Origin of the sequence: Snodgrassella alvi, from assembly GCF_040741455.2 — a bacterium.
Lineage (GTDB): Bacteria > Pseudomonadota > Gammaproteobacteria > Burkholderiales > Neisseriaceae > Snodgrassella > Snodgrassella alvi_E.
The window spans coordinates 901177-926001 of sequence record NZ_CP160328.2; the positions used below are offsets into that span (position 1 = coordinate 901177).

The following is a 24825-nucleotide window of genomic DNA, read 5'->3' on the forward strand; positions in this document are numbered from 1 at the left end:
GCAGGCAGCCGCAGTGGCTGCCTGAAGTTTTATAAAACATCCAATTACGGTAATAAAAAGCCATGCACTACCAACAAGTTGTCATCACAGTTTCTCAGGAGCAGGTAGACAGACTCTCCGACGCGCTGATAGAAAACGGTGCCCTAAGTACAGCCATTGAAGACGCCAATGCCGGCAACGAGAATGAGCAGCCAATTTTTGGCGAGCCGAATATGCCTGCCGAACAAGTGTGGCAACAAAGCAATATCGTGGCACTGTTTGATGAAAATGCCGATATCGAAGCGATTGTTTCTGCTGCTGCACGCGATTGTGCCTTTCCAATGCCCCAGTATTATCTAGAGACTATTCCGGAGCAGGACTGGGTAAGACTGACACAGTCTCAGTTTGACCCGATTCAGATTTCATCTCGCCTGTGGATTACGCCATCTTGGCACCAGCAGCCAGCCGATACAGACATAATCAATCTGCAACTCGACCCCGGTTTGGCCTTTGGTACCGGTAGTCACCCAACAACTCATTTGTGTCTGCAATGGCTGGATAAAAATATACGTGGTGGCGAAACCCTGCTTGATTATGGCTGCGGCTCCGGCATTCTCACCATAGCAGCTATGAAACTGGGCTGTGGCCGTGCTTGTGGCGTTGACATTGACTCGCAGGCGCTTCGTGCCAGCGAAGACAATGCACTTCAGAACCATGTCCATGCCGAGTTTTATCTGCCGGACGACCTTCCGCCCGAACAGCAGTTTGATATTGTCGTTGCCAATATTCTGGCCAATCCGTTGCGGTTATTGGCGCAGATGCTGGCCGAACGCACCCGTACGGGCGGCCAGATCGTGCTTTCGGGTATTCTGGCTGAACAGACAGAAGAGCTCAGTGAAATCTATCAGCAATGGTTTGATCTGAATTCGCCCAGAACACTGGAAGGCTGGGTATGCATTACTGGCCGCAAAAGAGCATAATAAAACTGCTTAGTCATTTGCATTATGGCACTGGTATGGCATACTGACACAGAATAATGGCTCCTTACGTTTGACAGAACAGAATTACTCCTTTTAATTATATTGGTTTGCTGAAATAATCATGTCTAAAACAATTACTGTTATTTGTCCCAAATGCCATACAGAAAATACCGTTGCAACACCACCGCGCGACGGGGGACGTGTTGTGTGTCAGCAGTGTCAGCATCAATTTACGGTGGTCTCAAAAATCCGCACCAATAAAAACGTCACCCCGCCAGCGTCAGCCGGTAAAAAACAGAACTCAGCTGCCGAGAAACAAGTACCGAATGCTGATGAGGTCATGGATATGCTATCCAGCGCACTGAATCTCAATCAGCCCAGTAGCAGACGGGCACAGATATTTACCAGTGCACCTACCCCTAAAAACACGGCTGTCATCGACAAACGGCCGAATCTGAATACCCTGCTGAATCAGGTATCCAACAAAATAGAAATCCGTTTGCCTACTGTAACCGAACCGGAACCAGAGCAGCTGCATAAGCCTCAGCCACAGCTAGCCAGCAGCGAACTGCTGCTCAATCCGGCACCGATACCACAACCGGAAAAAGAAATACCGGCCACAAGCAACACTCCGATACCGGTTGCCGAAGAAAACACTACTAACATTTCCATGAACAGCAATGTGAATAACCTGAATAATCTTGTTTTTACCTTATTGCCTAATGACAATCCAAATCAGGCGGATGTACCATTATTGCTCAATGATGCTATCGAAAAAACCGATGCCATCCACGCCAAAACCGAATTCTTGCATCACCAGCAGGACAAATTATCCAAAGAATTTAACTGGACACTGGCCACCATTGTTGCACTTACTGTGCTAATGATGCAGTTATTTTATTTAATGGCAGTAAAATGAGCACCTCAACAGGTAATCAGGACAATTTTCACAATCACCGTTTTGTTCACGACTTTCGCCAAGCCTCACCGTATATTCATCATCTAAACGGTAAAACAGTGGTACTGGCCATCAGCAGCCACGTACTGGTCAGCAACAAACTACCTGCACTAGCCGCCGATATTCTGCTACTGACCAGTTTGGGTATGCGCTTGGTTATCATTCACGGTTGCAGCCAGTTTATACAGGCTATAGCCGGTCAGAACACAGCCAACAGCATCGACGAAAATCCCATTACCGATGAACGCGCTCTGGAATTAGTCAAACAAGCCAGCGGCATTGCCCGTTTTAATCTGGAAGCTGCCTTGTCGATGATACCGACACAAGTTATGGAGCACAGTGCACCTAATGTACGTCTTGCTGGCGGAAATTTTCTGCGCGCCAAACCATTAGGCGTGATTAACGGTGTCGATATGAGTTACAGCGGCTGTGTTCGTAAAGTTGATGCAGCCGCCATTGAAGAACGGCTGGCTCATAATCAGCTAGTATTAATCAGCCCGATAGGCCACTCGCTTAGTGGCCAATGCTACCGTTTGCAGGTCAATGAAGTTGCTCAGGCAGTGGCAGAAGCCATTCATGCAGAAAAACTGATTTTTTTGGGTACACAACCGGGTTTGCTCGATGAACAGCAGCAAACCATCAGTGAACTCAATTGCATTGAAATCAGCCAATTGCTGGCCAAGAGCATAATGAATAAACGCCAGACCGAACTGTTGCAGACAGCAGCACACGTACTGGAGCATGGCGTACAACGCGTCCATGTCGTATCCGGTCTACAGGACGGCAGCTTGCTACAGGAGCTTTTCACGCGTGAAGGTAGCGGTACGGCAATGGCTAAAGCGCCGTTTATGCGTGTGCGGCCGGCTGAAAACAAAGACATCGGTGATATCCTGCAACTAATTGCCCCGCTGGAGTCAAGCGGTATACTGTTGCCGCGCGACAGTGAATATATGGAAAACCACATTCAAGAGTTTTTCGTGCTCGAGCAAGATTGCTACGTATACGGCTGTGTGGCACTGCATGTTTACCCTGAGGCACAAGCCGGCGAGCTGGCATGCCTGATTGTTTCTCCGTCTGCTCGCGCACGCGGATACGGTGAACTATTACTGGCACATGTTATTAAACAGGCACGGCAATTGCAGCTTCAAACACTGTTTGCGTTAAGTACCCACACCGGTGACTGGTTCGTCGAGCGCGGCTTTACCTCAGCCACACTGACGCAATTACCTCTAGAGCGGCAGCAGCAATACACCAGCAATAAACGCCAGTCTAAAATATTTAGCCGTCAGCTTTAAACGCAACCAGCCCAAAATCTTTTACAATCTACCTTTTTCCCCGATTGCCATAAAGGAAGACACATGAGTCATATGGTGCATTGCGTCAAACTGGGCAAAGAAGCACCCGGATTGAAATTTCCGCCTTTCCCCAATGAACTAGGTAAACGCATTTACGATAACGTATCGCAGGAAGCCTGGGACGGCTGGTTACGTTATCAAACCATGATTATTAACGAAAACCGGCTTAGTCTGGCGGATCCACGTGCGCGTCAATACATCACCCAGCAAATGGAAAATTACTTCTTCGGAGACGGCGCCGACCACATCAGCGGTTACATTCCACCAGAAGAATAATCGGAAAAGGCTGTAACCCTGCTTAGCAGGTACACAGCCTTTTCCTTTGCAAGAATAAGGTAAGACAGTTTTTATGGTGATACAGCTTATTAAAAGTGATTTATATCGTTACAGTGGCCGAACAGATTGGCGTGCTTTCCTACGTCATTATCTATGTAATCGTGGCTTTCGATTTACCTGCTGGCTGCGGCTGGCTTCAGCCACAAGCACATGGCGCAAATTGGCTTACCCGATGTATGTCTGGCAGAAGCACCGCAGCGGTATCATCATTAGCCCGCGTACGCCCATCGGCTATGGACTCTATATCGGTCATGGTGGTCCCTTAATCATTAATAGCAGCGCACGGCTGGGTGAGAATGTCAACCTATCCCCCTATACTGTTATCGGTGCCAACAACGGACCGGCAGCCAGAATAGGCAACAATGTCTACATTGGTCCTAACTGTAACCTAATTGAAAATGTTCACATCGGCGACAACGCCACCATTGGTGCGGGCAGTGTCGTTACCAAAAATATACCAGCCAACGCCACCGCTGCCGGAAATTATGCCAAAGTTCTGAATTATCATCAGCCCGCACAGTTTATCCACAACCGCTGGCCACCAATGGCAGCAGACAAAACTTGACCTACAGCCAAAACAGTGCGAATGTTAACTAATTAACACCAAACTGACACTCTCTTACTCTAAATGACAGTAACAGGTATGCTCCATGTCCGAAACTAAGCCGCATCTACTCTGTCGTGAACTCAGCCTGCTCGCATTCAACCGTCGCGTTCTGGCACAGGCACAGGATACACAGGTTCCACTGCTCGAACGTTTACGCTTTTTGTGCATCGTTTCCTCCAATCTGGATGAATTTTTCGAAGTACGCATGGCTTGGCTGCGCCGTACCCGTGCTTTGTCACCACATACCCCTCTGGCCAACGGCGAACTGCCGGACACCGTTATTGCCCATGTCACCAAAGAAGCACATGCCATCATTGCTGAGCAATATCGCCTATTCAACGACGAATTGATTCCAGCTTTACGTAATGAAGGCATATCTTTTTATCCACGCAGTGCATGGAGCGAAGCTCAGCGGCAATGGGTAGCCGATTATTTCCGCCATGAGCTGTTGCCCATTCTGACACCTATTGGACTGGATCCGTCGCATCCATTTCCGCGCTTACTCAATAAATCACTGAATTTCGCCGTCGAGCTGGAAGGAAAAGATGCTTTCGGACGCACAGGGGGAATGGCCATCGTACAGGCACCGCGCATTCTGCCGCGGGTACTGAAAATGCCTAGAGAATTATGCAACGGCCACGATGGTTTCGTATTCCTGTCTTCCATTTTGCATGCTCATGTACATACCCTCTTTACCGGCATGACCGTAAAAGGCTGCTACCAATTTCGCATCACCCGCGATAGCGACTTAAGCGTGGACGAAGAAGATCTGGAAAATTTGCGTACTGCGATAGCTGGTGAACTACAGGGACGCCAGTACGGTGAGGGCGTGCGGCTTGAAGTAGCCGACAACTGTCCGGCACATGTATACGATTTTCTACTCAGCCACTTTCATCTCGGACGAGATGAACTGTATCGAGTGAATGGGCCGGTGAATCTGGTACGTCTGATGGCGGTACCCGATATGGTAGAACGTAACGATTTAAAATTTACTCCCTTTAACCCTGGCACACCAGCCTTACTGAGTAAAAACCGCGATCTATTCAGCATCATTAGCCAGCGGGATGTTCTGCTGTATCACCCTTATCAGTCTTTTGAGCCAACGGTGCGTCTGATTCAAGAAGCAGCAGATGACCCACAGGTTGTCGCCATTAAAATGACCATCTACCGTACCGGCAGTAACTCCGATTTAGTCAAAGCACTGATGAAAGCAGCAGTAAGTGGCAAACAAGTTACTGTCGTTGTTGAACTGATGGCACGATTTGATGAAGAAACCAACCTAAACTGGGCTGGCCAGCTAGAAGCAGCCGGCGCCCACGTTGTCTATGGCGTCTTCGGCTACAAAGTGCATGCCAAAATGGCACTGATTGTACGCCGTGAAGAAGGTATCCTGAAACGTTATGCTCATGTCAGCACTGGCAATTACCATCAAGGTACCAGCCGCATCTATACAGATCTCGGCCTGATGACCTGCAACCGCGATATCAGTGTCGATGTCAACACCGTATTCATGGAAATCACCGGACTGGGGCAACCGAATCATCTGAATAAAATCGCCCAGAGCCCGTTTACGCTGCACAAAATGCTGCTTGACAGCATCAACGGCGAAATCGAACAAGCAAAAGCCGGCAAAACCGCACGCATCATAGCTAAAATGAATGCACTGGTCGAACCAACCATAGTCGAAGCATTATATGCAGCCAGTCAGGCTGGGGTGCAGATCGAATTGATTGTGCGTGGGATGTGTGTGCTGCGCCCTGGCGTAAAAGGCCTGTCGGAAAATATTCGCGTGCGTTCCATTGTCGGCCGTCTGCTCGAACATGCACGGGTATTCTATTTTGAAAATGGTGGTGATACCAAAGTCTGGATATCCAGCGCCGACTGGATGGGAAGAAATCTCTTTCGCCGCGTGGAAATCTGCACACCAATCGAAACACCAGAGCTGAAACAACGTATAATTAAGGAAACACTGATGCTCGCTTTGGCCGATAATCAGTGTGCGTGGCAAATGCAGCCGGATGGTCAGTATCAGCGTATTAAACCAGCCACCAATGAACAGCCAACCAATATGCAGAATTTGCTGATTGAACGCTATCGGCAGCAATAAAGCGGTTAAACACTCTAAGAGCCATAGAGCTGAAATAATATTGCAGCAAGCAGTTTAGCCAGTGCCATGGCAAAAAAAGCAAGGTTATCCGTTTGGATACCTTGCTTTTCTTTTACTTAATCCCTAATTATTGATGACCGGTACTGCCAAAACCGCCTTCGCCTCGATTGCTGCGAGCAAATTCATCAACCACAGTGAACGCGGCCTGCATCACCGGCACAATCATCATCTGTGCAATTCGTGCCAAAGGCTCAATTACATAAGCCTCCTGACTGCGATTCCACAACGATACTTTCAGTTCACCCTGATAATCTGAATCTATCAGCCCCACCAAATTACCAAGCACAATACCATGCTTATGTCCCAAACCAGAGCGCGGTAGTATTAGGGCTGCGTAGCCCGGATCAGCCAGATATATTGCCAGACCAGTAGGCAGAAGACAACTTTCTCCCGGTTGTAAAGTAAGCGGAGCATCAATACAGGCACGTAAATCCAGACCTGCTGAACCAATAGTAGCATATTGGGGTAACTGCTCCGCCATCAGCGGATTCAATATCTTAACTTGTACAGATAACTCAGAAGCACTCATAATTCGTCTTTAATTTAATCAAAATAAGCTTATGTAACTACTACCAAAATTCAATTAGCGCTGAACCAAAAGCTGAGCAAGCCGCTCAATAATAGCAATTGCCGTATCGTCTTTACTCATTTGCGGCAAAACGGTTTCCTGTTCATCATCCAATAGTATCACCTGATTTGTGGCTTTACCCATGGCCTGACTAACCTCATTCGCAACCAACAGAGGCACACCTTTCTTCACTCGCTTAGCACGTGCATGTTCCAGCACATGCTCACTTTCAGCAGCAAATCCAACACAGAAAGGTGCATCCGGCCGGCCGGCCACCGTAGCGAGAATGTCAGGATTCTCCGTAAGCTCAATTACCGGCGCCTTTTGTCCAGCCTGTTTTTTTAGTTTATGTTCACTACGGTTGCTGACCTTGTAATCGGCTACCGCTGCCACCGCAATAAAAACATCCTGCTGTGGCAGTAATCGCTGTACTGCCGCCAGCATCTCGTCAGCACTGCTTACCTGTTCAGCAAAAGCCATCCCAGCTGCCAGCGGCGTCTGAATCTGTCCGTACACCAGAGAAACACTCGCACCAGCAGCGCGGCAAGCCCGCGCTAGAGCCATACCCATCTGTCCGCTTGATATATTGGTAATCCCGCGCACTGGATCAATAGCCTCAAATGTTGCTCCGGCTGTAATCAAGACACGCTTTCCAGCCAGCAGCGGCACTGTCCATACATCAGCCAGCAATTCAGCCAATTCGGCCGCTTCCAGCATACGCCCGCTTCCCACCTCACCACAGGCCTGCTCTCCATCAGCCGGTCCTAGTATCTGTATCCTATCCTGTCGCAACAAAGCTAAATTGCGTTGATTGGCCGGATTATTCCACATTTGTACATTCATAGCTGGCGCCACTGCCAGCGGGCAACTGCGTGCCGAAGCCAACGTGGTAAGCAAATTATCCGCCATCCCATGGGCAATTTTAGCCAGAGTATTTGCAGAAGCCGGCGCAATCAGCATCACATCAGCCTGACGGCTCAGATTAATATGTGCCATACCATTACCGGATAAACCATCATGCGTATCCAGCAACACCGGTTCTCCGCTCAGAGCCTGAAAAGTAGTCGGGCTGACAAAATCAGTGGCTGCCTTTGTCATCACCACATTCACCTGATGTCCTGCCTTTTTCAGCAGCCGAACCAGCTCACAGCATTTGTATGCAGCAATCCCACCACAAATACCTAACAATACCTTCTTCTTCATTACCATACCCTGAACTAGCCTGCAGCAAAAGCAACAGACAACTTAGCTGACCAGACAGAAAAATAAAACAAACTAATTGATTAATAGAAAAAATTTTTGCATAATCAATCAACACCGCCCACAAGCTTTACAGCAAACAACGACGCACGTTGACTATAGCCCTGCAACAAACTGACTACCCCAGCCTAAACGAAAATATAACAGACAATTATTACATGGTACACTAAGCAGCACAGCGGCTGCCAGCCACATCACAGCCAATCATCACAGCCATACCAAATCCTAACAAAAATTAATTCAGGTTAGTAAATTACCACTAAATACCTGATTTCATGCTAAGTTATACCCTGAGTGGAGAATTTAATTGTATTAACACTTAAATTTCATTGCCCCACACAAAATGCTTGCATACAATGCCTCCCCTAAAGCAGGAGCAGAATCGTTTTTGCACCGTTCTTTACACATTACTGTAAACATCCCTATGCCGAGCATTGGCTGGAACGATTTTTCTGGAGTAACACATATCATGAGCGAAAACGCAACCACCAAGCCAGGTGCCGATCCCGCACATTACTTACAGATTAAAGACATTGTCAAAACCTATGGCGACAACTACGCTGTAGACCATGTCAACCTTACCATCAAAAAAAATGAAATCTTCGCCTTGCTTGGCAGCTCCGGCAGTGGGAAATCAACGTTGTTACGCATGCTGGCTGGCATGGAAACGCCCACACAGGGACAGATTATCCTAGATGGTGAAGACATCACCAAATTGCAGCCCTACGACCGCCCCATCAACATGATGTTCCAGAGCTATGCTCTGTTTCCTCACATGAGCGTTGAACAAAACATCGCCTTCGGTTTGAAACAAGACAAGCTACCTAAAGATGAAATCAGTGCACGGGTAGAAGAAATGCTGCGTCTAGTGCAAATGACAAAATACGCCAAACGCAAACCGCATCAGCTTTCCGGCGGCCAGCAGCAGCGTGTTGCACTAGCACGCAGTCTGGCCAAACGCCCTAAACTACTGCTTCTGGACGAACCGCTGGGTGCTCTCGATAAAAAACTGCGTCAGCAAACTCAGCTCGAACTAGTAAACACTTTGGAAAAAGTGGGCGCCACCTGCATTATGGTTACCCATGATCAGGAAGAAGCCATGACTATGGCCTCACGCATTGCCATCATGTCCGACGGACAATTGCAGCAAGTCGGCACGCCTTCCGATATTTACGACTACCCCAACAGCCGTTTTACTGCTGAATTCATGGGTGAAACCAACATCCTTGCCGGCAAAGTGACTGAAGACGGTGCCGACCACACCATTATTCATTGCCCCGACCTGCAACAGCTGGTTTACCTCGGACACGGCATTAGTGGTCCAGAAGATCAAAACATCTGGTTATCCATTCGCCCTGAAGACATTAACATTTATCGCGAACAACCGCAGCAGGAATACAACTGGACAGCCGGCATTGTGAAAGAAATTGCCTATCTCGGTAGCTTCGGTATTTTCCATATCCAACTACCATCCGGCAAAATCATCAAAAGCCAAGTTTTATCCTCCTACTGGGAACAATACAGCATCCCCATGCCAACATGGGAAGAAAAAGTTTACATTAGCTGGCCAGACAATCAGGCAAGCCCGCTGACCCACTAACAGCTGCAGGAGCTTAAACATGAACTGGTTTAACCGTCTCAAAGGCCTGCGTCCTTCACAGGGTCTTGTTATAGGCATTCCTTACATCTGGCTGCTGGTACTATTTCTGGTACCCTTTTTCATCGTACTCAAAATCAGCTTTGCCGAACAGGATATTGCCATTCCGCCGTATACCCCGCTGTATCACATCGACGGCGAACTGGGTCGGGTAAACATATTGGTCAGCTATCAGAATTACGCCGATATCTTCAACGATTTTTGGCATTCACTCGGACAAATGCTGCTCGGTAATCGCGGCGACAACATCTATCTGCTGACATACTGGTTATCCATTAAAACCGCCCTTACTACCACTGTAATCTGCCTGCTTGCCGGCTATCCGATTGCTTACGCCATCGCGCGCGCACCTGAAAAAATCCGCAACGGTCTGTTACTGACTATCATGCTGCCATTCTGGACCTCATTTCTGCTGCGAGTTTATGCGTGGATGAGTCTGCTCGGCCATAACGGCATCATCAATACCTATTTAATAAAATGGGGACTGATCAGCCATCCGATAGACATGTTTTACAACTCATTTTCCCTGAATCTCGTCATGGTATACGCTTACCTGCCATTTATGATTCTGCCTTTGTACACCCAGTTGGTAAAACTGGATAATCGCCTGCTCGAAGCAGCCGCAGACTTAGGTGCCGGCCCGATTAAAGCCTTCGTATCCATCACCCTGCCCTTATCCAAAGCCGGCATCATTTCCGGCTCCATGCTGGTATTTATACCCGCCGTAGGCGAATTTGTGATTCCTGAGTTGGTAGGCGGTCCTGAAAATCTGATGATTGGTAAAGTTTTATGGCAGGCATTCTTCGACCAAAACAACTGGCCGCTAGCTTCTGCCGTAGCCGTCATCATGGTAATGCTGCTGGTTATCCCAATTGCTTTATTCCACCGTTACGAAAATCGTGAAATTGAAGAAGGAGCCAACCATGCATAAGCACACATCGTCTTGGTTTCTAAGAGGCATGCTGTTTTTGGGATTGGCTTTTTTGTACATGCCACTGGTTATTCTGATTATCTACTCCTTCAACAACTCAAGGCTAGTCACCGTATGGGGCGGCTTTTCTACGCAGTGGTACGGCAAGTTATTACAAAATGAGCAGATACTGGATGCCGCATGGTTGTCAGTACGTATAGCCCTGTGTTCGGCCGCAGCAGCCGTTATTCTGGGCACACTCGCTGGCTACGCCCTCTCACGCATCAAGCGTTTCCGAGGCAATACCCTGTTTGCAGGTATGGTATCCGCACCAATGGTGATGCCTGACATCATCACTGGCCTGTCTATGCTGTTGCTGATTATTCAGGTACAGATGCTGTTACAAAACAGCGCTTTCAGCTTTTTGTATTTCGAACGCGGCTTTTTTACTATTTGGCTAGGTCACACCACCCTGTGCATGGCTTATGTAACAGTGATTATCCGCTCGCGTTTATCGGAGCTGAATCAGTCACTGGAAGAAGCAGCCAAAGATCTTGGCGCAAGGCCATTAAAAGTATTTTTCTTGATTACCTTGCCATCCATCGCACCAGCCATCGCTTCAGGTTTTCTGTTATCCATCACCCTGTCACTGGACGATTTGGTTATAACTTCCTTCCTATCCGGCCCCGGCTCCTCCACCTTGCCCATGATAATTTTCTCCAAAATCAAACTGGGTCTGGATCCACAAATGAACGTACTGGCCACCATTATCATTGCATTGGTCGGCACACTGGTTATCGGCATCAACTACTTCATGATGAGGCAAAATACCCGTCGCGAACGCGAAATGGCCGAGGCCTATCGACAGAGTCAACTACTGGAAGCCAGTAAATCATAATATCCCAGCACAGCAGTTATCCAGACAAACGATAACTGCTTTTTTATTTCTGCACTCAGATTCCCACCATACTCATGTCTGACACATTCCTTTCAGCCGAACCAGTACATAGCTACTATCAGGCCAGCCAGCACCAACACACACAATATCCGAGCTTACAAGGTCTTTTAGAAGTAGAAACATGCATCATCGGTGGAGGTCTCAGCGGTATTGGCACTGCCTTACCACTGGCTCAGCAGCATCGCAGCGTTGCCCTTATAGAAGCAGCACAGATTGGCTACGGAGCTTCCGGTCGCAATGGGGGTCAGGTAATTTATGGCTATGCAGCTGAAATGAGCAAGATAGCCAGTATGATTGGCCAGCAAAATGCACAGACCTTATGGAAGTGGAGCTGCGAAGCCGTCAATCTAGTAGAACAGCAAATACGGGAATACAACATATATTGCGACTGGCAGCGCGGCTATGCTCATGTTGCCATTCGCCCGCACCATATGCATGCTTTAACAGCATGGGTAAAGGAAGCAGCCACAAACTACCAGTTTCATGATTATCAAATTTGGAATCAGACTCAGTTGCAACAGCAATTGGCCAGTGAGCGCTACTGTGGGGCTATTTTTGACCAGCTGGCTGGGCATCTGCATCCGCTTAATTACACCCATGGGCTGGCAAAAGCTGCCGCCAGCGCAGGGGCATTATTATTCGAACATTCACCCATGCTCAATCTTGAACCATGGCAACACGGCTATCGTATTACCACACCGAATGGCTCTATAGTTTCCAAAAACGTGGTACTAGCCGTTAACGCCTTTACCCGTAGCCTGCACCACCCTCTTACTCAAACACTGGAAAGCAAAATTCTGCCGGTAGGCACCTACATGATTGCCACTGAACCACTAGGTGAACAAGCGCCGCAGCTTATCCGCAACAACATGGCCGTATGTGATACCCGCTTTGTACTGGATTATTTCCGCCTTAGTGCTGACAACCGACTACTTTTCGGTGGCAAAGTCAATTATTCCGGCCAAGAACCTGCTCAGCAACAACTTATACGCAGCATGCGCAGCGATATGCTAAAAGTGTTTCCACAGCTGAATGACGTACGAATAGAATATACTTGGGGCGGACGGGTAGACATTAGCATGAATCGAGCTCCTCATTTCGGCCGTCTCAATCCACAACTTTATTTTTTACAAGGATTTTCCGGTCACGGCATGGCTGCTACCGGGCTAGGTGGGCAGATAATTGCCGAAGCCATCAGCGGAGATGACAGCCGCCTGCGTTTATTTGAAACCATCCCGCATCGAAACTTTCCGGGTGGTAAGCTGCTGCGCCTACCGTCACAATGGTTGGGCGTTGCTTATTACCGTCTAAAAGATTTATTACCTTAAATTAAAGAGTAACCAACCCAACTATAGTACAATCAATTCCCAGTTTTAAAATTCAGCAGTAAATTACATGTCCGTTTCCGATACTCATGCTTTTTATCAACACGCTCTAGAACAATGCCTACGCATACAAACCGGCCTGATGCAAAGCCATACACTGGCAAACGGAGAAAAAGTTTGGGTTCGGCAGGCAGGGGCACGCAACAGTATATGGCGCTATCGCTTATTAAAAATTGTTCAGAAAATCAGTGGAATAGACATTCTACTACCCGTACCCAATCTGGGTGGTATATCCTCATTGCAAACCGAAGCAACCCGCCTGCAAACACTTAGCACAGCTGGGGTACAGGTACCGACTATTCTGGCTCAGCAGCCTGATGCTTTAATGATTAGCCACATGGGCGAACACAATCTGGAAAAAGAGTGGAAAAAGCAAAAATCCGAGCCTGAAATCCTGCTGCAACGCTGGCAACTTGGCCTTAACGCGATAGAAGATGTTCACAGGCGCAACCAATATCTAAGTGAAACCTTTGCTCGCAACATGATTTATATCAACCATAACAGCATTGGCTTTATAGATTTTGAAGACGATCCATTGTCTGTAATGACTTTGCCACACTGCCATGCACGCGATTGGTTATGCTATCTACATTCCGGAGCTCGTTTAATGCAGGATTTTGGCGTTGCCGAACAGGCAAAAGCATTGTGGGACAGTATTCTACAACAACAGCCACAAGAGGTGTTTCAGACAGTAGCCAAAAGCCTGCGTAAGATTCGTTGGATGCGCCATTTCAACGCCAACATTTATGGTAAGGACACAATCAAACTGGCCGCCATGGCTACTTTTGCCTAAGCCCAGATTTTCACGTTCTTCCTGCACAGATTAAGCATCCAAAGCAAAAGGCTGTAGCCATCTTAAGAGCTACAGCCTTGTTTTTTACTCAGCTTGAAAATTTATCCAACTGCCTTCTGACAATGCATAACCATCTCCTGCAACATCCACGGCTGCAACAGCTGAATATGTTTATGCTCCACTTTAATCCAGCCTTCTTGCTGGAATTTCGACAAAGTACGACTTACCGTTTCCAGCTTTAGTCCCAGATAGCTGCCAATTTCTTCACGTGACATCCGCAAAATAAAATCATTGGCGGCAAATCCACGGAAACTCAAGCGATGCGACAAATTAACCAAAAAGCCGGCCAAACGTTCTTCTGCACGCATATTGCCCAGCATTAGCATCAGTTCCTGTGTGCGGAGAATTTCCTGACTCATCAACCGATAAAAATGTATCTGCAATGAAGGCAACAAACTACCGGCATCCTCCATATTATTAAACGGCAGCTCACACACCTCACTATCTTCCAGCGCCACCGCATCACAGCCATGATTGTTGTTACAAATACCATCCAGACCCAGCAGTTCACCAGACATAAAAAAACCAGTTACCTGATCCCGACCATCCTGACTATTGACTATCGTTTTAAAAAAGCCAGTACGCACAGCAAAAATTGCTGTGAAAGGTTCACCGGCACGAAACAGATATTCACCTTTTTTCAGGCGACGGCTCTGGCGAATAATTGCTCCAAGATCAGTGAGTTCACGTTCTTTCAGCATCACCGGCATACAAAGAATATGCAAAGAACATTTCTCACACAGTTTTTGAACTATTTCGCCCTGTTTATGCAATCTGATCATAATTAATTTATTAAATACCGGTTATTTTCTGAGAAAGAACATCTATAACAACACATTGACACAAATCAAAATTATTTAAAACAATCATTCACTATACTGACATAATCAATTGAAATTTGCATCAGACCCTGTTCTAATGCAGAATAGACCTGATATGTAGCCAATGCTTTACTTTACTCGCGCATGTGCTTATTCTACCACAAATAATTATCACTCTTATCTATTTCCACCGAGCTTGCAAGACAGAATAATCACTACCAACATATGAACACACGACGCTTCAACATCGAATTTGACCGCAACCTCATCGCATCCCTACCCTCATCCGGCCCACGCTACACATCCTACCCCACAGCAGACCGCTTTAACACCAGCTTTACCGCAGACCAATTGAAGTCTACCTTACAACAAAACATCGGCATACAGCCTGTATCGCTGTACGTACACGTTCCGTTCTGCAATACCATATGCTATTACTGTGGCTGCAATAAAATCATCACCAAAGACACCAGCCGTGCTGATCTCTATATTCAGTATCTAGACAAAGAGCTGGCTTTACTGGCTCAGAATTGGCGGGGTAAGCCTTTACTGGCACAACTGCATTTCGGCGGAGGTACACCCACTTTCCTCAATAACGAGCAGCTAAGCCACATCTTTGCCAGCATCAGCCGCTACTTCACGCTCACAACAGACGGCGAATATTCAATCGAAATAGACCCACGTAAAGTTACCGCTGATACCGTTACCCATCTGGGCAAACTTGGTTTTAACCGCATGAGCGTCGGTATTCAGGATTTCAATCCAGCCGTACAGCAAGCGGTTAACCGCATTCAGAGCGAAGCCGAAACTCGGGACGTCATCGAAGCCGCGCGCTGTAATGGCTTTCACTCAGTCAGCGTGGACTTAATCTACGGCCTACCGCATCAGACAGAAGCATCTATGCACTGTACACTCAAACACGTGCTGGAACTAATGCCGGATCGTATCGCCATGTATCACTATGCCCACCTGCCACATCTGTTTAAACCACAACGACGCATAGATACCAATGCTGTACCAGACAGCAGAGTCAAACTGGATATTCTGCAAAACACCGTTCAGTACCTGCTGGAACAAGGCTACATTTTTATCGGTATGGATCATTTTGCCAGACCAACCGACGAACTAGCCATCGCTCTGTCAGAGGGACGTCTACAACGCAATTTTCAAGGGTATTCTACGCATGCTGATTGTGATTTAATTGCTATAGGGGTGTCCAGCATTAGCAAAATTGCCAACATTTATAGCCAGAATGAAAAAGAACTCACAGCCTACTATCAAGCACTAGATGAAGACCGCCTACCGGTAATGCGTGGATACCAGCTCAACGCTGATGATATTCTGCGCCGGCAAGTCATACAGGATTTAATGTGTCGCTTCCAGCTCAGTTTTCAAGATTACCGCGAAGCCATGCAGCAGCCTTTTCAAACCTATTTCGCAACTGAACAGACTGATTTACAGCAACTTTCGCAATTAGGCCTGCTCAACCTCACCGATGAGCAACTTCAAGTTACCCCCAAAGGACGTCTGCTGATACGCAACATCGCCATGATATTTGACTACTACCTGCGACAAAAACGCACCGAAGCCCAATATTCGCGTACATTATAGCGAGTTGAAGCCATCAGCAAGCACTCGTTTACCCGTAGCAAAGCTAATGTTGCCAGAATTAATAAAAGCAACTGCAGCTAGGGTTTGCTTTTACTGAATAATAAATAATTTTAACTGTTAAAATTCATTCAGTTCTCAGGGCAAATCACGACGTTTGTAAACAGGTTTTAACTTTTTTTTCATTGCGTAATTTCTGAGCTGCCTAAAGTACATCATACTGCCACATATAATGCAAACTTCCTGATGCGTTTAATTCATGCTCATATTTATCTAATATATTAACATGTTATAGTTAAAGCCTTCTGGATCCAACTAAATTATTCAAAGCTACAATCAAATTTAATTTGATCATTTCGCTTTATCCATTGCTTATCTGCATCGCTTCTGGCTATTTAAGCACAAAACATATATATATTATATAAATACACATACTAGCCAATATTATGTTTCCCACAACAGACAGCCTCAACCAATTCTTGCATTACGCCAGTAATCATACATCTGCGCATACTCTACTAAACCAACCCCAGCAATCCTTGCGTCAGTTATCTGTTACCTATCGACAAGCTGCAGTGCTCATGCCCTTCGACTGGAACCAAGGCACGCCACAAATCTGGCTCAGTCAGCGCAGTCAGCAGTTGCGGCAGCATAGCGGACAAATTGCTTTTCCTGGTGGACAACTGGAAGCTAATGAAACCCCAATCTGCGCCGCACTGCGCGAAAGTAAAGAAGAAATCGGATTGAATTCCAGCCAGTGGCATCTGGCGGGCACACTACCACCTTGTTATCTACCCAGCAGATTCAAAGTCGTGCCAGTACTGGCCTGGAGTAAAGCACAATTACATTGGCAAGCCAATCAGGCTGAAGTTAGTGACATATTTGCTGTGCCCCTGTCCATTGTTCTGGATAGTAGTCTGTATCAGCAAAGCACTTTTCAATACCAACAACTTTGGTTTCCAGTTTATCATTTACACCATCAACAACGGCATATATGGGGAGCCACCGCAGCTATGTTACTGCACATGGCGCAATGTTATCAGGCATGGTGCAGCAGCAGGCCAGTGGCATCAGTCAGATAAGTCAATGCACTGTATCTCACCACATAAAGGCACTGCCTGTGCCAAGCAGTGAGCCGGTTTTAATGCCTGAAAAGCATAAGTCAGTTGTGCCTGAAAACTGCCAGCAGCTACTTTATCCCCATCTCCGGCCACACCACTGGGTATATCCAGTGTCACCCTGAATACACTGGCTTGCGCCACAGTAGCAAAACACTGCCTTACCACCTCAGGCAGCTCACCTCTGAATCCAGTTCCATACACCGCGTCCACTATCAGCTGCATTTCTGGCAACACTTTGTTTAACTGCATAGACTCGGCATAAACCACCGCTGCAGGCAATCGAGCCCTATTTACCTCTGCCAGAGGTGACAATTGCAGCCCTTGCAACCACATAATTGTCACCGGCCAGTGGCGTTCGGACAATATACGAGCCAGCACCAGACCATCACCGGCATTATTACCTCTACCACAAAGTACCAGCGTATGCTGAGGATAAGAAAAACGGTTCATCAAATCAGTAGCAGCGCGACTGCCAGCATGTTCCATCATTCGGGAATAGCTCAGACCAGTTCGGTTTTGCTCATCTTCCCATGCCTTCATCTTTGCTACAGTCCATATCAGAGCAGACATATCTTTTCCTCTACAACATCTACCACTGTGTTCTGCCCATTCAGACCGCCAGACGCGAGCGCTCAATCAACACACCAACCTCTTTAACACCAGCCAAAATACCCGGTTTTATCACTTTAACTCGTACCCACAAGGCACCAAAACGCGTCAGTATAAATTGCGCTACATATTCAGCCAGCGCTTCCAGCAATAGAAACTCCTCTTCAGCCAGTGCTTCGCGCAAATTTTCTACCACTTTGGCGTAATGAATTGTATCGTCAATATTATCGCTATGTGCAGCCTGACGGAAATCAGTACCGATATCCAGATCCAGCAGCAACGTCTGTCGCTGCTGGCGCTCCCACTGATAAACCCCAATCAGCGTCTGCGCAGTCATGCCATGTAAAAAGATAGTATCCATGTACAACCCTCTGAGCTAAAATGCAAACCCTCAGATTGTAGACTAAAGAAACCATTTTATGGCCAATTACTTTGCGATTATCGGAGCTTATTTGCTCGGTTCCCTGTCTTTTGCCGTGATTGTGTCGCGCTGCATGGGCATGCCTGACCCGCACAGCTACGGTTCCGGCAACCCTGGAGCCACCAATGTCTTGCGCAGTGGCAGAAAAAGTGCCGCTGCCCTGACCTTGCTTGGAGATGCACTGAAAGGCTGGCTGGCTGTGTGGCTGGCCATCCATTTTCAGACAGCATGGCAATTAAGTAACAATACCATCGCTATCACAGCTATTGCAGTTCTACTCGGCCATATGTGGCCAGTATTTTTCAAATTCAAAGGTGGCAAAGGCGTGGCCACAGCATTGGGTATACTACTTGCTCTATCTTGGCCTACTGCTTTAATCTGTGCCGGTGTATGGCTCATTATGGCCTTTGGTTTCAAAGTTTCTTCACTGGCTGCGCTAATCGCTACCCTGATTAGTCCTTTTATCGCTTGGTGGCTGATACCGCACACCAGCTGGGTATATGCAGTAGTGGTGATTGATTTACTTGTACTCTATCGTCACAAAAGCAACATAAAAAATCTGTTTAGCGGTCGTGAGAGCAAAATCGGTCAAAACAAATAAATCATTCAGCTGCAACCAATAAAAAAGACAGTTCGCAAACTGTCTTTTTTATACTATCAAACTTATTTCAAGTCTTGACGCTGCTGTTTACGCGTGCGCCTACGTTCACGAATTTCAGCAATTTTACGTTTAAAGAATTGAATACGCTGTCGTTTTTTCCACCAGTAGTACATCAAAGCCAGCACACCTACAGCAATAAGCAAATATACCACAGCCTGAAACTGATGCACTTTATGCATTAGCCAATCAATATTCTCCGCACCATATTCACCTAAATATACCCATACCGGTACTGAAATCATCGCTGCCAGACCATCCATCAGTAAAAATTTCAGAATCGACACCTTACCACTGACACCTGCAGTGATATAAATCGGCGTGCGCAATCCGGGCAGAAAACGGGCAAAAAACAGCACTCGACTACCATATTTATCAAACTTATCCTGTACCTGAGCATAACGCTTTGGTGTCATCACCCGCTGTACGAAACGGAATTTCAGAATACGATGGCCAAACACCCGTCCGGCTGTAAACATCAAGCCGTCGCCCACCAGCACACCAGCCATACCCACCAAAAACATTGTGTGGACGTGTGCATGGCCCAGTCCTGCGATTACCCCTCCGGCAACCAGCGTCAGATCTTCCGGTACCGGCACACCGAAGCCACAGGCTACCAGCACCAGAAAGACCGCAGCATAGCCATACTCAGTAAAAAAAGCTTCCAGCAAAGCAAACATAAAATGTCCGTTCTTCCTTCTATCCGGCCGGACAGATTCTGTCAGCCGCACCTGCTTCAATCGCAGCAGCAATTTTTTCTGCAGCCTGCCGCGCAACTTCATTCTGGCGTGCTTCAACCATTACCCGCACCACCGGTTCTGTACCTGAAGGACGCAGAACTACCCGGCCATCTTCACCCAATTCTACTGATACCTCATCTGCCACGGGATTAGCCACACTCTGCCAGTCCTGCCCAGGCTCAATATGCACATTAATCATCGTTTGCGGAAAAGGCTGCCAATCCGTCAGTATACTGGCCAAATCCAGCTCCAATTCCTGCATGGCTGCAAAGACCTGTAAAGCTGCAATAATGCCATCACCAGTGTTATGTTTATCCAGACAAACGATATGGCCTGAGGCTTCTCCACCTAGCCACCATCGATGCTGATGCAGCTGCTCCAGAACATATCGGTCACCCACTTTAGCACGGACAAAATCTATTCCTTGCTTACTAAATGCCTGCTCCATCGCCAGATTCGTCATTGCGGTACCCACCACTCCGCCATGCAAACAACCAGAAGCCGCACGTGCCTTGGCAATAACATAGATTAGCGCATCACCATCGTAGACTTTGCCGGTTCTATCCACCATCATCAGACGGTCACCATCTCCATCCAGCGCAACACCATAATCTGCTTCGTTTTGCAATACAGCTGCCTGAAGTGATTTTGTATAAGTAGCGCCGATTTTCTGATTAATATTATAACCATCCGGTTTATCACCGATGCACACCACATCGGCACCCAATTCATGGAAAACTTTCGGCGCCACATCATAAGCAGCACCATTGGCAGTATCAATCACCAACTTAAGGCCGCGCAGATTAAGATGGCTTGGAAAAGTGGACTTACAAAATTCAATATAACGATCAACAGCGCCATTAATACGCCGCGCACGGCCAAGCTGGCTGGATGGCACTGTCTGCATCGGTTTTTCCAACTCAGCTTCAATCTCCAGCTCCAGATGATCGCTCAGCTTTATTCCGCCCTCTGCAAAAAATTTAATACCATTATCATGGTAAGGATTGTGCGAAGCTGAAATCATCACACCACAATCCAGACGTAAAGCACGAGTCAGATATGCTACACCTGGGGTAGGCAAAGGTCCGGTAAGCAGTACATTAACACCAGCTGCAGTAAAACCAGCCTCCATCGCAGCCTCGAGCATATAGCCAGAGATACGGGTATCCTTACCAATCAGTACAGTGGGTTGATGATCCGTTCCATGCTGCACCAGCACATGCCCTGCCGCATAAGCCAATTTCAGTACAAATTCAGGCGTAATCGGAAACTTACCAACCTCACCTCGCACCCCGTCCGTACCGAAATATTTCTTTGCCATTACCTGCTCCGACCAAATAAAACAAAATTGTTATTGTAGAACAGGCATGCCTGTTCAGTCAGTAAATAAAATGGTATTTGAAACCTCAAAAACAAGCCATTTTATCTACAGCATACTATTTACCCAATCAATATTCGCCTTACAAATGTGCAGAATACTTATTCTGTAGATTGGTTCAGGAAATCTTGCGTACCAAATGCCAGCATAAAAAACCATTTTCTGCCAAACCTACGCTTATTCATTACCCAAATGTTTTAACAAAACATAAAAGCGGAACCATATTGATTAAAGTGGCTAAACTAAACACCAAAGCCCAAGGCAGACCATATCTGTAAACCCTGCCTTGTTTCGCGCACATCATGGACTCTCACAATAGCTGCTCCGCGTGCCACTGCGGCTACCGCAGCCACTACACTGCCTGCTACTCGCTGTTGCGGCTCGCTTTCGGCCGTCAGCAGACCAATCATTGTTTTACGCGATACCCCTATCAAAGCCGGACAGCCACTCATTTCCTGCCATGTAGCAAAATGCTGCATCAAAGCAATATTATGCTCCAGCGTTTTACCAAAACCAAAGCCAGGGTCTATTGTCAGGCGCTCACGGCTAATTCCGGCCTGTTCACATACCTGTACTCGTCGGTGTAGATAACTTCCCACTTCGGCCACTACATCTTCATATACCGGATTATGCTGCATATTTTCCGGTTTTCCCTGCATATGCATCAAACACACACCCACATCTGGCTGCTGAGACAGCACCGTCACCGCATCAGCATCTTCAAGTGCCTGAATATCATTGATACCATCAGCCAGTTGTGCTTCGAGCAATCGGCGCATCACCCATGCCCGCCGTGTATCCACCGTTACCGGCACATTCCATCTTCTTAATTCACGCAATAGTGGTTCAATCCGAGCCCATTCTTCCTCCGGGGAAACATAATCAGAACCCGGACGCGAGCTTTCGCCGCCAACATCTAAAATATCTGCCCCGTCTTTCAGTAATTGTTCCGCATGATTCAGAGCCACGGTCAGTGAAGTATTGTAACGACCACCATCAGAAAAAGAGTCCGGCGTTAAATTAACAATCCCCATGATTTTTGGCTGCTTCAAATCTATTTGAAATCGGCCACACTGCCAGTAAGCATGCTTCAAATTATTCATAACTAATTACTATCTTTCTGCACTAATTAATAACACTACACCTTAATTACTTTCTTACTAATACAGCTAAGCATCATTGCCGGCACATCAAACTTTTGTACTTAGTGTCCTTCTCATACTGAAAAAAGGCAATTCATTCTTACCCAAAGACCAGAAGCCTATCAATAGCCTGTGAATATAAATTAAATTACATATACTTATCACCTAGACGAATTTTCGCATTTCGCTCAATTAGCTTTTATTACCAGCTCATAACATCATCATTCACAAGGCTAAATATCGGAAAAATAACCAAATCTCATACTATGAAAAATGGTAAACAATACTACTTACAGATGTAAAAAACGGCAGCTTTGGCTGCCGTTGAAAAACAAATATATTATTGCTCTGACTTCTGCTCTGGTTCAGGCGCTTTCGAGCCAGCATCAGCTGTGTCCGCCGGTACATGCGTATTTTCACTAGCTGAAGCTTCTGCTACAGGCTGCTCGGTTTCAGCTTCTTTTACAACATTATCGCTGTAGTCCTTTGGTGGACTGGGCTGCTTACCGGCCATAATCTCCAGTACCTGATCACGATCAATGGTTTCCCACTCAATCAGTGCTTTAGCCATGGTATGCATCTTGTCACGGTTTTCATCCAGAATCTTATAAGCAACTTCATATTGCTCATCAAGAATACGCCGCACTTCAGCATCCACTTCCTGCATGGTTTTTTCAGAAATATTTTTCGACTGCGTTACGGAACGGCCAAGGAATACTTCATTCTCATTTTCACCATAAACCACCGGCCCCATCTTCTTCGACATCCCATAACGCGTCACCATTTCTCGCGCAATCTGAGTCGCCCGTTCAAAGTCGTTAGAAGCACCGGTAGACACGCGACCAATAAACAGCTGCTCCGCGATACGACCACCAAACAGAATGGAAATCTGATTCAACATCTGGTCTTCATACATACTGATACGGTCACGTTCCGGCAACTGCCAAGTCAGACCTAATGCACGACCGCGCGGCATAATCGTTACTTTATGCACAGGGTCAGTATAGTCCAGCGTTTCTGCAACCACTGCATGGCCGGATTCATGGTAAGCAGTAGCTTTTTTCTCGTCCTCATGCATCACCATAGAGCGACGTTCCGGTCCCATATAAATTTTATCTTTAGCATCCTCAAAGTCGCTCATGTCTACTTTAGTTTTGTTGCGACGACCAGCAAACAGCGCAGCCTCATTCACCAAATTGGCCAGGTCAGCACCGGAAAATCCAGGCGTACCACGCGCCAGCACCGGTAGATCCACTGATTGATCCAGCGGTACTTTATTAGCATGCACTTTTAGAATCTGTTCACGGCCACGAATATCAGGCAAAGGAACCACAACCTGACGGTCAAAGCGACCAGGACGCATCAGTGCCGGATCCAGCACATCCGGACGGTTAGTAGCAGCAATCACAATAACTGTTGTATTGCTTTCAAAACCATCCATTTCCACTAGCAGCTGATTTAATGTCTGCTCACGTTCATCATTACCACCACCTAGACCAGCACCACGCTGGCGGCCAACTGCATCAATTTCATCGATGAAAATAATACACGGAGCATTTTTCTTTGCCTGCTCGAACATATCGCGCACACGTGAAGCACCCACACCAACAAACATTTCTACAAAATCAGAACCGGAAATACTGAAAAAAGGTACCTGAGCCTCTCCGGCAATTGCCTTAGCCAGCAAAGTTTTACCAGTACCAGGACTACCACACATCAGAATACCACGGGGCACACGGCCACCCAGCGTCTGATAGCGTTGCGGTGCACGCAGATAATCCACAATTTCCTGAACTTCTTCTTTTGCCTCATCACACCCTGCCACATCGGCAAAGGTAATTTTATTGGCTTCTTTATCCAGTAAACGGGCACGGCTTTTACCGAAAGAAAAGGCACCGCCTTTTCCGCCGCCGCCACCCTGCATAGAGCGCATAAAATAGAACCATACCCCGATCAGCAGCAATACTGGCAAAAGACTGAAAAATAGATTAGTCAGAAATCCCGGTTTTTCTTCCGGAATCACATTGACACGGATATTCTTCGCCATCAGATTACTAACAAAATTAGTTTCCAGCGGAGTCGGCGCATTAGTCGTAAAGGCTGATTTATCATTGCGCAAGCCTTTAACTAGGAAGCCATTAATCACCGAACCTTCAATATTTACGCTAGCAATCTCACCCTTGTTAACCTGCTGAATAAATTGAGAGTATTCAATCTGCTGTTTACTCTCTTTTTTCTCAGTGATGGCATTGAATGCGGCCATAAGCACAAGCGCCAGCACCAGCCAGACCAAAAGATTCTTTACGGTATTCCGCACTGTCACAAACTCCTAAGGAGGTTAAATAATTGTTGTT

Annotated in this window: 23 protein-coding genes; 14 read left to right on the top strand and 9 right to left on the bottom strand. The window is 46.9% G+C overall.

Annotated elements, in window-relative coordinates:
* Window positions 1–62: 62 nt before the first annotated feature.
* The 6 genes from prmA (at window position 63) to ppk1 (ending at window position 6322) form a co-directional block, all read left to right on the top strand.
* A complete protein-coding gene (prmA, locus tag ABU615_RS04090) occupies window positions 63–959 on the top strand; it encodes a 50S ribosomal protein L11 methyltransferase (RefSeq protein ID WP_367487199.1) in 897 nt (298 codons plus the stop codon).
* A gap of 121 nt (window positions 960–1080) precedes the next feature.
* Window positions 1081–1878 (top strand): hypothetical protein, encoded by a 798-nt coding sequence (locus tag ABU615_RS04095; RefSeq protein WP_370389263.1) that lies wholly within the window; start codon window positions 1081–1083, stop codon window positions 1876–1878.
* Window positions 1875–3212: an amino-acid N-acetyltransferase gene (argA, locus tag ABU615_RS04100; protein WP_367487194.1), complete on the top strand. Its 1338-nt coding sequence runs from the start codon at window positions 1875–1877 to the stop codon at window positions 3210–3212. The genes ABU615_RS04095 and argA overlap by 4 nt, the downstream gene beginning before the upstream one ends.
* A gap of 63 nt (window positions 3213–3275) precedes the next feature.
* Window positions 3276–3548, top strand: coding sequence for an oxidative damage protection protein (locus ABU615_RS04105; RefSeq protein ID WP_367421594.1), 273 nt, complete (start codon window positions 3276–3278; stop codon window positions 3546–3548).
* Between the two features lie 73 nt (window positions 3549–3621).
* Window positions 3622–4173, top strand: a complete 552-nt coding sequence (locus ABU615_RS04110; protein WP_267404281.1) for a serine O-acetyltransferase — start codon at window positions 3622–3624, stop codon at window positions 4171–4173.
* Window positions 4174–4258: 85 nt separating this feature from the next.
* On the top strand, window positions 4259–6322 hold the full coding sequence (ppk1, locus tag ABU615_RS04115) for a polyphosphate kinase 1 (RefSeq protein ID WP_370389264.1): 2064 nt from the start codon (window positions 4259–4261) through the stop codon (window positions 6320–6322).
* A 127-nt stretch (window positions 6323–6449) separates the two neighbouring features.
* On the opposite strand, the gene dut is transcribed toward ppk1, so the two are convergent.
* Both dut and coaBC read right to left on the bottom strand, forming a co-directional pair.
* Entirely contained in the window at window positions 6450–6911 is a 462-nt protein-coding gene (gene dut, locus ABU615_RS04120) for a dUTP diphosphatase (protein ID WP_100140347.1), read from the bottom strand.
* 54 nt (window positions 6912–6965) lie between these two features.
* A complete protein-coding gene (coaBC, locus tag ABU615_RS04125; RefSeq protein WP_369608482.1) occupies window positions 6966–8153 on the bottom strand; it encodes a bifunctional phosphopantothenoylcysteine decarboxylase/phosphopantothenate--cysteine ligase CoaBC in 1188 nt (395 codons plus the stop codon).
* A 526-nt stretch (window positions 8154–8679) separates the two neighbouring features.
* On the opposite strand from coaBC, the gene ABU615_RS04130 reads away from it, so the two are divergent.
* The 5 genes from ABU615_RS04130 to ABU615_RS04150 all read left to right on the top strand — a co-directional run bounded on the left by ABU615_RS04130 (window position 8680) and on the right by ABU615_RS04150 (window position 13913).
* Complete coding sequence (locus ABU615_RS04130; RefSeq protein ID WP_100140349.1) at window positions 8680–9810, top strand: ABC transporter ATP-binding protein; 1131 nt, start codon at window positions 8680–8682, stop codon at window positions 9808–9810.
* Between the two features lie 19 nt (window positions 9811–9829).
* A complete protein-coding gene (locus tag ABU615_RS04135; protein ID WP_100140350.1) occupies window positions 9830–10798 on the top strand; it encodes an ABC transporter permease subunit in 969 nt (322 codons plus the stop codon).
* Complete coding sequence (locus ABU615_RS04140) at window positions 10791–11675, top strand: ABC transporter permease subunit (RefSeq protein ID WP_267404269.1); 885 nt, start codon at window positions 10791–10793, stop codon at window positions 11673–11675. Before ABU615_RS04135 ends, ABU615_RS04140 begins: the two co-directional genes overlap by 8 nt.
* A gap of 74 nt (window positions 11676–11749) precedes the next feature.
* Window positions 11750–13063, top strand: coding sequence for an NAD(P)/FAD-dependent oxidoreductase (locus ABU615_RS04145; protein WP_370389265.1), 1314 nt, complete (start codon window positions 11750–11752; stop codon window positions 13061–13063).
* A gap of 67 nt (window positions 13064–13130) precedes the next feature.
* The gene (locus ABU615_RS04150) at window positions 13131–13913 is read left to right on the top strand and encodes a hypothetical protein (RefSeq protein WP_367418848.1); all 783 of its coding nucleotides are present in this window, start codon (window positions 13131–13133) and stop codon (window positions 13911–13913) included.
* Window positions 13914–14014: 101 nt separating this feature from the next.
* Here the strand turns inward: ABU615_RS04150 and fnr are convergent, their stop codons facing one another.
* Window positions 14015–14755 (bottom strand): fumarate/nitrate reduction transcriptional regulator Fnr, encoded by a 741-nt coding sequence (fnr, locus tag ABU615_RS04155; RefSeq protein ID WP_100140354.1) that lies wholly within the window; start codon window positions 14753–14755, stop codon window positions 14015–14017.
* A gap of 264 nt (window positions 14756–15019) precedes the next feature.
* On the opposite strand from fnr, the gene hemN reads away from it, so the two are divergent.
* Both hemN and ABU615_RS04165 read left to right on the top strand, forming a co-directional pair.
* Entirely contained in the window at window positions 15020–16405 is a 1386-nt protein-coding gene (gene hemN / locus ABU615_RS04160; RefSeq protein ID WP_370389266.1) for an oxygen-independent coproporphyrinogen III oxidase, read from the top strand.
* Between the two features lie 443 nt (window positions 16406–16848).
* Window positions 16849–17484 carry a CoA pyrophosphatase gene (locus ABU615_RS04165; protein WP_267390591.1) on the top strand — a complete coding sequence of 212 codons (636 nt, stop codon included), beginning with the start codon at window positions 16849–16851 and terminating at the stop codon, window positions 17482–17484.
* On the opposite strand, the gene ABU615_RS04170 is transcribed toward ABU615_RS04165, so the two are convergent.
* Window positions 17473–18093 carry an NAD(P)H-hydrate epimerase gene (locus tag ABU615_RS04170; RefSeq protein ID WP_367487181.1) on the bottom strand — a complete coding sequence of 207 codons (621 nt, stop codon included), beginning with the start codon at window positions 18091–18093 and terminating at the stop codon, window positions 17473–17475. The two genes, ABU615_RS04165 and ABU615_RS04170, sit on opposite strands and share 12 nt — an antisense overlap.
* 40 nt (window positions 18094–18133) lie before the next feature.
* Complete coding sequence (gene folB, locus ABU615_RS04175; RefSeq protein WP_367487178.1) at window positions 18134–18493, bottom strand: dihydroneopterin aldolase; 360 nt, start codon at window positions 18491–18493, stop codon at window positions 18134–18136.
* A gap of 58 nt (window positions 18494–18551) precedes the next feature.
* On the opposite strand from folB, the gene plsY reads away from it, so the two are divergent.
* Window positions 18552–19154 carry a glycerol-3-phosphate 1-O-acyltransferase PlsY gene (gene plsY / locus ABU615_RS04180; protein WP_367421571.1) on the top strand — a complete coding sequence of 201 codons (603 nt, stop codon included), beginning with the start codon at window positions 18552–18554 and terminating at the stop codon, window positions 19152–19154.
* 62 nt (window positions 19155–19216) lie between these two features.
* On the opposite strand, the gene ABU615_RS04185 is transcribed toward plsY, so the two are convergent.
* The 4 genes from ABU615_RS04185 to ftsH form a co-directional block, all read right to left on the bottom strand.
* Window positions 19217–19891: a DedA family protein gene (locus ABU615_RS04185; RefSeq protein ID WP_267390596.1), complete on the bottom strand. Its 675-nt coding sequence runs from the start codon at window positions 19889–19891 to the stop codon at window positions 19217–19219.
* A 19-nt stretch (window positions 19892–19910) separates the two neighbouring features.
* Entirely contained in the window at window positions 19911–21272 is a 1362-nt protein-coding gene (gene glmM / locus ABU615_RS04190; protein ID WP_267390597.1) for a phosphoglucosamine mutase, read from the bottom strand.
* A gap of 299 nt (window positions 21273–21571) precedes the next feature.
* A complete protein-coding gene (folP, locus tag ABU615_RS04195; RefSeq protein ID WP_367578474.1) occupies window positions 21572–22432 on the bottom strand; it encodes a dihydropteroate synthase in 861 nt (286 codons plus the stop codon).
* A gap of 379 nt (window positions 22433–22811) precedes the next feature.
* Window positions 22812–24788: an ATP-dependent zinc metalloprotease FtsH gene (gene ftsH / locus ABU615_RS04200; RefSeq protein WP_370389267.1), complete on the bottom strand. Its 1977-nt coding sequence runs from the start codon at window positions 24786–24788 to the stop codon at window positions 22812–22814.
* Between the last annotated feature and the right edge of the window lie 37 nt (window positions 24789–24825).